We start from the raw sequence: 13109 nt of genomic DNA, 5'->3' as shown, positions 1-13109 counted from the left end.
GATTTTATTACTTACCAAGTTTTGCATTATGGAATTTTTCCATGATGCCTTGGCTTGAGAATAAATTACGAACTGTATCAGATGGTTTTGCACCATCTTGCATCCACTTAAGAACTAGCTCTTCGTTGATTTCAACTTTAGCTGGTTGAGTAACTGGATTGTAAGTTCCAACGATCTCAATGTAACGTCCATCACGTGGTGAACGAGAATCTGCTACTACAATACGATAGAAAGGAGTTTTTTTAGCTCCCATACGTTTTAAACGAATTTTTACTGCCATTTTAAATAAGCACCTCCGAATAGTTTCACACAAGATAGAATAATACCAAAAGCTAAAAGGTTTGTAAAGTGTTTTTTCTTGACGGATAAAAAATACTACCTTTAGAACGGTTTAAAAGGTAGCTTGAATCCACCTTTTTTCTTTCCCTTTTGCTGCATGCCAGTCATTTGTTTCATCATTTTTTTCATATCTTCGAATTGTTTCAACAAACGGTTTACTTCAGGAACAGTCCTTCCGCTTCCTTTTGCAATTCGCCTTTTTCGGTTTGAATTCATGATTTCAGGATGTTCTTTTTCTGCCTTTGTCATCGACCTGATTATGGCTTCAACATGACCAATTTGCTTTTCATCAACCTGAAGGTTATTCAAACCCTTCATTTTGTTTGCCCCTGGCATCATTTTCAAAATCTCATCAAGCGGTCCTAAATTGCGAACCTGTCCAAGTTGGTCAAGGAAATCATCAAGCGTAAACGTTGCAGTTCGCATTTTCTGTTCTAGCTCTTTTGCTTTCGCTTCATCTACATTCGCTTGTGCTTTTTCGATAAGAGTAAGCACATCACCCATACCTAGAATTCTCGAGGCCATCCGTTCAGGATGAAATGGTTCTAGTGCATCCAATTTTTCGCCTAAACCAACAAATTTAATTGGCGTGTTTGTTACAGCTCTTATGGATAAAGCTGCCCCACCACGAGTATCACCATCAAGTTTTGTTAAAATAACACCCGTTAAGCCAAGAATCTCATTAAAGCTCGAGGCTACATTTACCGCATCTTGCCCTGTCATTGCATCAACAACAAGGAAAATTTCATCCGGTTTTGTAATCTCTTTAATATCCTTCAGCTCGTTCATTAACACTTCGTCTACATGCAAACGGCCTGCTGTATCGATAAGAACATAATCATGATGCTCTTCCCTCGCTTTTACGATTGCCTGTTTCGCAATCTCAACTGGACTCACCTTGTCTCCAAGAGAGAACACAGGCAAACTTAATTGCTTACCAAGAGTTTCTAACTGTTTAATAGCCGCAGGGCGGTAAATATCAGCAGCAACAAGCAAAGGCTGGCGATTATATTTCTTTCGAAGCAAATTGGATAGTTTTCCGGTTGTAGTTGTTTTTCCGGCACCTTGTAAACCAACCATCATGATAACGGTCGGGGGGCGGCTGGCGACAGCAATCTTACTTTGTTCTCCACCCATTAGTGCAGTCAATTCTTCATTAACAATTTTAATGATTTGCTGACCAGGAGTTAAACTTTTCAGAACCTCTTGTCCTACCGCACGTTCACTAACCTTTTTGACAAAATCTTTAACAACTTTGAAGTTTACGTCAGCCTCTAAAAGCGCAAGACGAACGTCTCTCATCATTTCTTTAACATCCGCTTCGGAAACCTTACCTTTTCCACGGATCTTTTGAATCGTATTCTGCAGTCGGTCGGCTAATCCTTCAAATGCCATGCATGCCGCCTCCTAATCTAATTTTTCAAGCTCGATCACTGCTTCTAACAATGACTGCTCTGAAACGGTTTCCTCTTTAAGCAATTCTTTAACATGTGTTAACAGTTTGGAACGCTCTTGAAATTTTTGAAACAATAGTAGCTTTTCTTCATACTCCTCGAGCATTGCTCCAGTACGCTTGATATTATCATAAACGGCCTGGCGACTTACATCATATTCCTCGGCAATTTCTCCGAGCGAGTAATCATCTAAATAATAGAGAGACATGTAGCTTTGCTGTTTTGGGGTTAACAACGACTGATAAAAATCATAGAGGTAATTCATTCGCGTTGTCTTCTCAAGCATGCTTATCCCTCCTTGTTAAGTGAAAAGCCTTTACAAATGCAAGTTTACACAGTAGTTCTCTGTATGTCAAGATAATACCTTTACATGAGTTAAATCGAAATTCCACCTTTTACTATTTCCATAGATTACTATTTATTCCACATTTGATTTTATACTAATTGTCACTCCAATATCATTAACTCATGGTTCTAAATAATGCAGGATCTCAATCATTTTTTTAAGTATCTTTGGACATAAATGGTTGTTTTCATACCACATCTTTGCCCGTTGATTTCCGCTCCGGGCACTTGCTTTCCGCAGGGAGGGATGGGAGCCTCCACAGGCGCTAAAGCGAGGGCACTGAAAAACTTTCTTTTTTTTCAATGGCTCTGTTAAATTTTAATGTTGTTTTTTCTACAAAAATTTTGGTAAACCCTCTAAAAGTAGGTTTACCCTGACTTTATTGATTTAACTTAAGAAGAAATTGATAATGGGAGGGAAAATTAATAGTAGTACAGAGAAGGATGCTAAAAAATTAGTAACTTTTGGGGGTAGCTTTACGTTTCCTTTTCCATTGTAGAAACCTGTAAATTGCCATTTATTCCTGTAAATAATAAACAACAATAACAAAATACCTAAATAACCAAACCATTCATATTGGGTTACGCCTAATGATTTGTACATATTGTTTAGAACGATATAAAATAAACTCTCAAAAAAACCAAATATCAAAATGATTCGTATTAATTCTAATATAACTCTCATTCACAGCCCTCCCTTATATTTTAATTATACAACAAAATGATTTGTATAATTTAACAGGATTTGAAATAACTAACAACTAATCAGTTAAATGTTGAATTTCGCCAACCGCAAACTATCATAAGTTTCTATCATTTCAAATACAAATGATGTTAGTAGAAGTTCTTTAATATGTTACTTTGTGCTTTCGGTACTGCGACTATCTATAAACAAGAACCAAGCAAGGTAATTGTTTAGTTATTTTGGAGACAGTTGCTTTTGTACGGTCTCTCGCGACAAGAACATATTCTTTTTTGTGGCTGATTCCTCTGTGTTTGGATTTTCCTCCACGTTTTCGACGCTTTCGTTTTGTAATGCCATGTTGCCCTTTTTGAGAGTACAAGAAATAGGTCTTGTCAACTTCAACGATACCTTCAAATTGGTCAAAATCCATTTGATTTAAGGCGTTTAAAGGGAATCAAAGGAAATCAATGAGCATGAATAGACGGAAAAATTCTGCTTAATTGCTAAATTAGATCAAAAATAGATCAAATAGAAGGAGAAATTCCGCCTATTGACTTGAAAACCTCAAAAATGGGGGATTTTTCTTTGCATAACCGGAAAAACTCCGCTTATTTACCCCGAAATGAGCTCCATTCTGCATCTAACCGGAAAATCTCCGCTTATTTTTACCAGAGTAAGGACAAGCCTTCTTATTTAATGGAATTTTACATCTACAAGTTGTAAGCGTTGTACATTTACAAAGGATGATTTCAGATTTTCCTACTTTTTCTACCTGAGTTGATTGGAGCGGAGGGCACTTGACTCCTGCGGGATTTGAGGGAATGGGAGACCCCACAGGCGGTACGCCGAGGAGGCTCCCATCCCTCCCCGCGGAAAGCAAGTGCCCGGAGCGGAAATCAACGGGCCAGTTAGCAGAGACAATAAATGAATAAAAAATCGGTAATTTAGATTAAGACAAAAAAATTGCCGAGAAAAATACCCTTTCTCGACAATCTTACCAAATCGATATATGATTTGGTCTTGAATTTTTATGCTATTTCTACTATTTCTCCGTAAAAAACGGAATTACTTGGGCGGTACAGTATTACTAAACATTCTACTCTGACGTTTCCACTTGGTCAGCAAATAATCCGTACACATATTTTTCTGCATCAAATTCCTGTAAATCATCCATCTTTTCACCAAGTCCTACAAATTTAACAGGGATTTTCAATTCATTACGAATGGCAAGAACAATTCCACCTTTAGCTGTTCCATCTAGCTTTGACAAAACAATCCCACTAACATTTGTTGCTTCTTTAAACGTTTTTGCCTGTATGAGTGCATTTTGACCAGTTGTTGCATCAAGAACCAAAAGCACTTCATGTGGTGCATCCGGAATTTCCCGTTCGATTACACGTTTAACCTTTTCAAGCTCTTTCATTAAGTTTACTTTATTTTGCAAACGCCCCGCGGTATCACATAATAAAATATCCACATTACGGGATTTTGCAGCCTGAAGAGCATCAAACATAACTGCGGCAGGATCCGAGCCTCCAGATTGTTTTATTACATCCACTCCAACTCTATCGCCCCATACCTCAAGCTGTTCTATGGCACCTGCACGAAACGTATCTCCTGCTGCTAATAGAACAGACTTTCCTTCTGTTTTAAACTTATGGGCAAGTTTGCCAATTGTGGTCGTTTTACCCACGCCATTTACACCGACAAATAAAATAACCGTTAGCCCTTGTTCTTGGATATTCAATTGGGTAGATTCTTCCTCGCCACCATTGTAAATCTCAATCAGTTTTTCAGAAATCACAGCCTGTACTTCTTGCGGATCTTGAATATTACGGCGCTTTACTTCGAGTTTCAATTCATCAATTAATTTCATGACCGTATCAAAGCCCACATCTGCTTGAATAAGAATTTCTTCCAACTCTTCAAAAAAGTCTTCATCAATTTTGCGGTATCTTGCTACAAGGTCATTCATTTTACCTGAAAAATTATTACGGGTTTTAGTTAGACCCTCCTTAAATTTTTCAGTTACGGAATCAGTTTGTCTTGTGATTTTTTCTTTAAGTTTCTTAAAAAAGCTCATATTGTCACTTCCCTAAATTAAGATTCAACAAGCTCTTTGGTATCTTGTAACCGAACAGATACAAGCTTAGAGACACCAGATTCCTGCATGGTTACACCATATAGGACATCGGCTTCCTCCATTGTACCTTTACGGTGCGTGATAACGATGAACTGTGTTTCTGCACTGTATTTTTTTAAATATTGGCTGAATCGGAAGACATTTGCTTCATCAAGAGCTGCTTCCACTTCATCAAGGATACAGAAAGGAACTGGGCGCACTTTTAGAATAGCAAACAGTAAAGCAATAGCTGTCAATGCACGTTCTCCACCTGATAAAAGCCCTAAATTTTGAAGTTTCTTTCCAGGAGGCTGAGCAACAATTTCGACTCCTGTATTTAATATATCTTTAGGATCTGTTAATTTTAAATCTGCTCTTCCTCCGCCAAATAAAGCACAGAAAACAGGTTCAAAATGGGCGCGGATCCCATCAAAGGTTTGTTCGAAGCGCTTTTTCATTTCAGTATCCATCTCATCGATAACTTGAAAGAGAGTATTTTTTGCTTCCTGAAGGTCGTTCTTTTGCTCTAGCAAAAATTCATATCGTTCAGAAACGCGATCATATTCCTCAATCGCACCAAGATTGACATTTCCTAGCTCATCAATTGCCAATTTAATTAACTTGACCTTTTTTCGGGCTTCCTCGATTGGGATCATCAGAGGATATTGTTGCTTAGCCCCATCAAATGATAATAAATAATTTTCCCTTAAATGGGTGAGCCGGTTTTCAAGTTCAACATCTAACCGATTAATTTTTACTTCCTCATCTTTTAGAACCTCAACCAACCCTTTATGACGCCTTCTGAATTCTTTTGCTTCAAGTTCAGAATCTTCAAGTGCTGATTGGAGCTGCAATCTTTCCTGCCTTCTCGATGAAATGAATTTAATTGTTTCATCCTTATCTTGCTGTTTTGTGCGCGCTGCTGCTTCCAACTGTTCCTCACCAGATGAACTATTTGTCATTTCAGAAGTTAACAGATGTAGATCCTCTTTATGATTTGTAAGTTTTTGCTCACTTTCCTCAAGATCTTCTTTAAGCAGGGCAAAACGTTCTTTTGCATGTATAAATTGTTCATTTTTTGCAGCAAATTCTACTTTTAAATCATTAATTTCTGTTGAAAGTACTTCCTTAGAAGTTAAGTCATGCGTTTTTTGCTCAGTAAGTTTAGCAATCAGCAGATCAAGAGAGCCAATATCCTCCGTATAAGTAATCATTAACTTCTCTAATTCTGTTTGCCTTCCTTGTAACATTTTTTTCTCGTCCTCAAACTGTGTTTTTTCCAGGTCATACATTGATAGGCGTTCATTATGATTTTTTTCCTCAAATTCCGCTTCTCGTAGATCCCCTTTTACAGTCTGTTCCTTAAGCCTTAATTCTTCTCCATCATTCCGAACCAATTCAAGCTGTTTTTCTAGATTAGAAATATCTTCTTTTAACGTCTTCACTTGACCTTCTAATTTAACCGTTTGTTCTTCCATAGTGGAAAGCTTTATTTTTAAATCATCAAGCTCCCCTTTGCGACTTAAAAGAGATGAAGACTTTTGCTTGATAGCTCCACCAGTCATCGATCCCCCAGGATTCACGACATCTCCGCCCAAAGTGACCAAGCGACAGCGGTACTGAAGTATTTTTGCCAACTCATTAGCGCCTTTTAGGTCTCTCGAAACAACTACATTTCCAAGCAGATTATTTAAGATTTCTGCATACTTTTGCTCATACCCAACTAGACTAGCAGCAGTGCCGATAAAAGATGGGTGGTTTTGAATCGAAAACAGCTGCGACGAGGATAGAGGTCTCCCCTTTATAACAGTAAGTGGCAAAAATGTTGCCCGCCCAAAAGAATTTTGTTTGAGATATTGGATTGCTTTTCGAGCATTCTCATCTGTATCGACGACAATATGTTGCAGTGCCCCGCCAAGAGCTATCTCGATGGCTGTTTCATATTCTTTTGGAACCTGCACAAGCTCTGCAACAGCCCCTTCAATTCCGTTCAACTTCTTGCCGCGGGCCTTGAGAATTTCCTTTACTCCTTGGAAGAACCCTGAGAAGTCTTCTTCAAGTTCCTCCAACATTTCTTTTCGTGATTTCGCCTGTTGAAGAAATTGGTATGCTTGGTATAAGGTTTTCTCTTGCTTTTGGTAAGTATTTTTTAAGGCTTCAAGCTTCTTCTGATTTTCCCTATAAGTACGCACTTGTTGGTCAAGACTCTTTTGAATATCTTCTAGTGTCGACAGAATCGTAACTTTTTTAGTTTCGGCTTCTTTTCGGCCAGATATAAATTTAACATTTTCCTCGTCAAGCCGGATATTCTTTCTTTCCTGCTGTTCAAGTTGTTGTTCGATATATTTTCGTTCATTTTTTACAGCGGCCTGATTATTTAATAACTCGATATATTCACTTTTTAAGGATTCGATTTTATCATCAATATTTCCCGAGAATAATTGAATTTTTTCTTGTTTTGCTTTTAACTCGGACTGCAAAATTTTGACCTGTTCTGAAAGTATCTTTATAGATTCGACTTGGGTATCCCGTTGACCTATTAGAATTGCGACCTTTTTGGTCAATTCTTGGATGCTTTCTTCTAGTTGTCCTTTATTTTGAGAGGCATTTTTCTTACGTTCTTTCAAAACTTCTTTTCTGCCTTCGAGCTTTTCGAGTTCTTCGCTTGCATGGAGAAGCACATTTTGTAGATCACTAATTGATTCATCCAAAGCCGTCATATGATCTCTTGTTTCTTCTATTTTTGCTTCTCGCTTTTGAAGCTCTGTCGAAAGCTTCATTTCTTCCTTCTTGTGTTCCTCTATTAATTCAGAAAGTTTTTCCCACTTTTGATGAAGGTCTTCAATTTCGAAAACAGTTAAAGATACTTCAAAATTTTCAAGTTCATCTTTTTTTTCTAAATAATCTTTTGCAATAGAAGCTTGAATTTTTAAAGGCTCTACTTGACTTTCAAGTTCACTCAAAATATCATGGACCCGATTTAAATTATCCTGTGTCTCCGTTAATTTAACCTCGGCCTTTTTCTTGCGATTTTTGTATTTCAATACTCCAGCAGCCTCTTCAAAAATAGTTCTTCGATCCTCAGCCTTGCTATTCAGAATTTCTTCGACTTTTCCTTGGCTAATAATCGAAAATGCTTCTCTACCAAGACCAGAGTCCATAAATAGATCGATAATGTCCTTAAGTCTGCATGGTTGCTTGTTGATTAAAAAGTCGCTTTCCCCCGAGCGGAACACTCTTCTAGTCACACTTACTTCATTGTAATCTATGGATAATCCTTGATCCTCGTTATTGAGTGTCAACGTAACTTCGGCAAAATTAAGTGCCTTTCTCGAATCACTACCGGCAAAAATAATGTCCTCCATTTTGGAGCCTCTAAGGGATTTGGCAGATTGTTCCCCTAAAACCCAGCGGATCGCATCTGTAATATTGCTTTTACCACTTCCGTTTGGGCCAACCACAGCGGTTACTCCTTGGACAAAATCCACTCCAATGCGTTCAGCAAAAGATTTAAAACCTACGACTTCCAATCGTTTTAAATACATTCCATCCCCTCCTTTGGCTGGGCTAGTTTAAAATTAAACCCGTTTAAAGGGATGTTTCTGTTTTTAATTTATCTAATGCCATTTGAGCAGCACGTTGCTCAGCTTCTTTTTTTGATCTTCCAGTTCCTATCCCTAATTCCACGTCGTTTAAAGAAACAAGAGAAATGAATTCCCTGTTATGGGCAGGTCCTTTTTCTTGAAGAACACGATATTCAACAACACCCGTTCCATCTCTTTGAATCAATTCTTGCAGCTGGCTCTTAAAATCCATCACATGAGAAAAAGCACCTGCATTGATTTTAGGAAAAATTACTTTTTCAAGAAACTCGAGTACTTTTTCAATCCCCATATCTAAATAAAGTGCCCCAATAAAAGCTTCAAACACATCTGCTAGTAACGCAGGGCGTTCTCTCCCACCAGTCAATTCTTCCCCTTTACCAAGCAGGATAAATTTGCCAAAGGATAAATCTTCAGCAAATAAAACTAGGGATGGCTCACAGACAATTGCAGCTCTTAATTTTGTAAGCTCTCCTTCACTCATCATTGGATATTTTTTGAATAGGAATTGAGAAACAGTAAGCTCGAGTACTGCATCCCCTAAAAATTCAAGCCTCTCGTTATCTTCATAAGGCTTTCTGCGATGCTCATTCACATAAGATGAATGAGTAAAAGCTTGTATAAGTAACTTTTCATTATTAAATTTGATTCCCATAAAATCTTGAAAATCCCTGAATTGATTTTCTTTTGCGCGATTTAGATTCATTTCTTTATCATTACTGTTTTTGCGCATGAAGTCTCCACCTTGCATTTAAATTACCTACATTTTAATATAAAAATTTCAAATAACCCAGTATGTACTTTGGACCTTCATGGTCCATAATACAGAAGAAAGCCCCGTTTGAAAACGGAGCTTTACAATGAAATTTAACGATTACTTAATGCTATTTATGTAATTTACAGCATCACCAACTGTTGTAATATTTTCAGCATCATCGTCAGAAATTTCCATATCGAACTCATCTTCTAATTCCATTACTAGTTCAACTACGTCAAGGGAATCAGCACCAAGATCATCCTTAAAAGAAGCTTCAAGCTTCACTTGTGATTCGTCTACACCTAAACGATCAACGACGATCTTTGTTACACGTTCAAATACATCTGCCATGCTTGTTCACCTCCCCTCAAGCTATTATAGAGTATTTCATCAAAAAAACAAATGAAAAATTTACATCACCATACCGCCATCGATATGGAGCGTCTGTCCAGTCATATAGGAACTATCACTGGAAGCAAGGAATGCCGTTACTTTAGCAATATCCTTAGGCTCCCCAAAACGGGCTAAAGGAATCTGCTTAAGCATTTCCGTTTTAACCTCATCTGTCAGCTTATCTGTCATATCTGTTGAAATAAAGCCTGGAGCAATTGCATTCACAGTAATATTGCGCGTGGAAAGCTCCTTAGCAGTTGTTTTGGTCAACCCAATGACACCTGCTTTGGCTGCAACATAGTTTGCCTGTCCAGGATTTCCACTAACACCAACGATTGATGCAATATTAATAATACGGCCGTTCCGCTGTTTCATCATCTGTCTTGTAACTGCTTTTGTGCAAAGGAATACGCCCTTTAAGTTAATATTAATGACATCGTCCCATTCTTCTTCCTTCATTCTCATCAATAAATTATCTCGAGTAATTCCTGCATTATTAACGAGAATATCAAGTGTTCCAAAACGGTCAATCGTTTCTTTTACCATTGTGGAAACTTCATCTGCATTTGAAACATCACATTTAACGGAAAATGCGTCTCTTCCAAGTGCTTTTATTTCATCGACCACTTCATTTGCTTTTGCTTCATTACCAGCAAAATTAACTGCTACATTTGCTCCCTGTCTAGCAAGCTCAAGAGCAATTTCTCGGCCTATTCCTCTTGATGCACCTGTTACGAGTGCAGATTTACCCTCTAAATTCATAGTGCTTCCTCCTTTAAAGCATCGATTACTGCTTGGGCGCTTTCTTCATCAGAGACTGAAAATGCCTTTACAGCTCGATTTACTTTTTTTACCAATCCTGAAAGAACTTTACCAGGGCCTACTTCAATAAAAGTATCCACACCAAGATCGATCATTTTTTGAACAGAGTCTTCCCAAAGAACTGGAGAGTATAGCTGTTCAATCAATTTTTCCTTAATAACAGAAGCGTCGTTTATCGGTTCAGCTGTAACATTTGCAATAACGGGAGTTTGTGCATCCTTCATGTCAATTCCGTCTAAAATAGCCTGTAATTGAGCTGCTGCTGGTTTCATTAATGAGGAATGAAATGGTCCACTTACATCAAGTGGAATCACGCGTTTTGCACCCGCTTCTTTTGCTTTTACTCCCGCAGCTTCAACACCTTTTCTAGAGCCAGAAATCACAATCTGTCCAGGACAGTTTAAATTCGCAAGCTGGACTGGAAATCCTGATTGCGTTATTTCTTCGGTAACATTGGAAAGAATTGTACGATCAAGCCCCAATACCGCAGCCATCGTTCCTTCGCCATTTGGAACAGCGCTCTCCATAAATTCGCCTCTTTTGCGAACAGCATACACCCCTTCTTCAAAAGTGAAGGTACCTGCAGCAACAAGAGCCGTATATTCCCCAAGGCTATGACCTGCTACATAGTCAGGCTTAATGCCAGATTTACGGAAGAATTCTAAGATGGCAATACTCGTGGTTAAAAGGGCAGGTTGGGCATTCACGGTTAAAGTTAGCTCTTCCTGTGGGCCTTCAAAAATTAATTTACTAAGTGGACTTTTTAATGTTTCATCTGCTTTCTCAAAAAAAGCCTGTACCGCCGAATGCTGATCGGCTAGTTGTTTACCCATCCCAACTGTCTGGGAACCTTGTCCCGGAAATAAAAATGCGATTTTACCCATATTATTAGACACCTCTATTTGGACAAATTATTTTTCTATCGTTTTCTTTATAAGACCTGTTACATCTTTTTCAACCATTTCTCTTGTTTGCCGGATAGCACTGAACAAGGATTGTGCATTAGAGGATCCATGTACTTTAATCACTGGAGCCTTCAAACCAAACAACCCAGCTCCACCATATTCTGAGTAATCCATTGTGTTTTTTAGCTTCTTAAATTCCGGCTTTAAAACGGCTGCAGCCAACTTACTTTTCATGCTGCTCATTAAGGCTGTTTTTAACATTTTAAATACTGACGATGCTGTACCTTCAACTGTTTTTAATACCATGTTCCCCGTAAATCCATCTGTTACAACGACATCGGCAACACCATCAAGTAAATCTCTCGCCTCAACATTACCGACAAAGTTTAGGTCAGCATTTTTTAAAAGTTCAAACGTTTGTTTTGTTAATTCATTACCTTTTTTTTCTTCCGTTCCAATATTTAAAAGCCCTACCCTTGGTCGATCAATGCCTCTTACCTTTTCGCTGTAGATAGATCCCATAATCGCAAATTGCAATAAATGTTCAGGTCGTGCATCAACGTTTGCACCAACATCTAGAAGTAAGAAACCTTCTCCACCAATTGTTGGAAGAGTTGGTGCCAAGGCTGGACGATCAATTCCGTCGATCCTTCCAACTACAAAAAGGCCAGACGCCATTAAGGCACCAGTATTCCCAGCGGAAATACATGCGTCAGCATTACCATCAGCAACCTGTTGTGCAGCAAGGACCATTGAAGCATTTTTTTTACGGCGAACAGCTCGAACAGGTTCATCTGTTCCAAGAATAACTTCGTCTGTGTGCAATATATGAATACGATCATGTTGTTTCAAATGATCATTTATCTTATTTTCGTCTCCAACAAGGGTAATATGTATATCATGATATTCTTCAACGGCTTTCATAGCTCCAAGGACCATTTCCCTCGGGGCATTGTCACCGCCCATTGCATCGATCGCAATTTTCATATTTCCTCATCCTTTAGTTCAATTTTGAACGATACATATCAAATTCGCCAGTAAACACCAACTCATTATTTACATAACTATTTACTTCAACAAAAGTTCTGCCACTTTCTTTATCAATTTTCTCCACTTTTGCCTTTGCTATAACACGTTCATTTTGTTTGACCGATCGTTTAAATTGAATATTTGCTTTTGCCGTTAACGCTAGTTCATCGTTAATAACGGCCATTGCAAGGGAATTAGCTTGGGCAAAAACATGATGTCCCCGAGCTATTTTATTTCGCTTAAACACATGCTCCTGTTTGACATCAAAAATGGATATGGCGTTGTGATCTAAATCTATATCAATAATTTCACCGATTATTTCCTCAATAGGTAAAGATCTGACTGCATCATCAAATCGTGTTTCTGCCGCATTTCTGATACGTTCACGTAATTCCGGAATGGATAGCTCAAGCCGATCAAGCCGAATCGTTTGTACGCTAACAGAAAATTTTTCAGCCAGATCTTCATCAGTTATAAATAAATTTTCCTTTATAGTCGAGGTTAACAACTTTTGTCGTTCCCGCTTATTTATCTTCATAAAAGTCACCACCCGAGATCTTATGACTAGGTACTAATAGTAGTATAAAATTTGAAATAGCAGATTGCAAGAAATAATTTATAGAAAGAACCTGCCTTTTATACTATTTGAGGCTTTA

Annotated in this window: 12 protein-coding genes and 1 pseudogene; all 13 read right to left on the bottom strand. The window is 38.1% G+C overall.

All coding sequences use genetic code 11. The features are described from left to right. Positions 1–7 precede the first annotated feature (7 nt). Positions 8–280 (bottom strand): 30S ribosomal protein S16, encoded by a 273-nt coding sequence (gene rpsP / locus RCG20_RS18085; protein WP_308181510.1) that lies wholly within the window; start codon positions 278–280, stop codon positions 8–10. 101 nt (positions 281–381) lie between these two features. Beyond that, complete coding sequence (gene ffh / locus RCG20_RS18080; RefSeq protein WP_308181509.1) at positions 382–1734, bottom strand: signal recognition particle protein; 1353 nt, start codon at positions 1732–1734, stop codon at positions 382–384. Between the two features lie 12 nt (positions 1735–1746). Then, positions 1747–2079, bottom strand: coding sequence for a putative DNA-binding protein (locus RCG20_RS18075; RefSeq protein WP_308181508.1), 333 nt, complete (start codon positions 2077–2079; stop codon positions 1747–1749). Between the two features lie 447 nt (positions 2080–2526). Continuing rightward, positions 2527–2823 (bottom strand): hypothetical protein, encoded by a 297-nt coding sequence (locus RCG20_RS18070; RefSeq protein ID WP_308181507.1) that lies wholly within the window; start codon positions 2821–2823, stop codon positions 2527–2529. A gap of 84 nt (positions 2824–2907) precedes the next feature. Then, positions 2908–3271, bottom strand: a pseudogene (locus RCG20_RS18065) (hypothetical protein); the annotation flags it as partial. A 648-nt stretch (positions 3272–3919) separates the two neighbouring features. Continuing rightward, positions 3920–4906 (bottom strand): signal recognition particle-docking protein FtsY, encoded by a 987-nt coding sequence (gene ftsY, locus RCG20_RS18060; protein ID WP_308181506.1) that lies wholly within the window; start codon positions 4904–4906, stop codon positions 3920–3922. 17 nt (positions 4907–4923) lie between these two features. After that, entirely contained in the window at positions 4924–8490 is a 3567-nt protein-coding gene (gene smc / locus RCG20_RS18055) for a chromosome segregation protein SMC (protein WP_308181505.1), read from the bottom strand. A 43-nt stretch (positions 8491–8533) separates the two neighbouring features. Beyond that, positions 8534–9280: a ribonuclease III gene (gene rnc, locus RCG20_RS18050; RefSeq protein WP_308181504.1), complete on the bottom strand. Its 747-nt coding sequence runs from the start codon at positions 9278–9280 to the stop codon at positions 8534–8536. A 141-nt stretch (positions 9281–9421) separates the two neighbouring features. Beyond that, positions 9422–9655: an acyl carrier protein gene (locus tag RCG20_RS18045; protein WP_308181503.1), complete on the bottom strand. Its 234-nt coding sequence runs from the start codon at positions 9653–9655 to the stop codon at positions 9422–9424. A gap of 60 nt (positions 9656–9715) precedes the next feature. After that, on the bottom strand, positions 9716–10459 hold the full coding sequence (fabG, locus tag RCG20_RS18040; protein ID WP_308181502.1) for a 3-oxoacyl-[acyl-carrier-protein] reductase: 744 nt from the start codon (positions 10457–10459) through the stop codon (positions 9716–9718). Next, on the bottom strand, positions 10456–11403 hold the full coding sequence (gene fabD / locus RCG20_RS18035) for an ACP S-malonyltransferase (RefSeq protein ID WP_308181501.1): 948 nt from the start codon (positions 11401–11403) through the stop codon (positions 10456–10458). The genes fabG and fabD overlap by 4 nt, the downstream gene beginning before the upstream one ends. Positions 11404–11430: 27 nt before the next feature. Then, positions 11431–12411 (bottom strand): phosphate acyltransferase PlsX, encoded by a 981-nt coding sequence (gene plsX / locus RCG20_RS18030; RefSeq protein WP_308181500.1) that lies wholly within the window; start codon positions 12409–12411, stop codon positions 11431–11433. Between the two features lie 13 nt (positions 12412–12424). Beyond that, positions 12425–12991 (bottom strand): transcription factor FapR, encoded by a 567-nt coding sequence (gene fapR / locus RCG20_RS18025; protein ID WP_308181499.1) that lies wholly within the window; start codon positions 12989–12991, stop codon positions 12425–12427. Positions 12992–13109 lie beyond the last annotated feature (118 nt).

This window comes from Neobacillus sp. PS3-40, from assembly GCF_030915485.1.
Taxonomy (GTDB): Bacteria; Bacillota; Bacilli; order Bacillales; family Cytobacillaceae; genus JAUZPL01.
The sequence above is the reverse complement of the archived record's forward strand: the minus strand, read 5'-3'. Positions and strand labels throughout refer to the sequence as shown.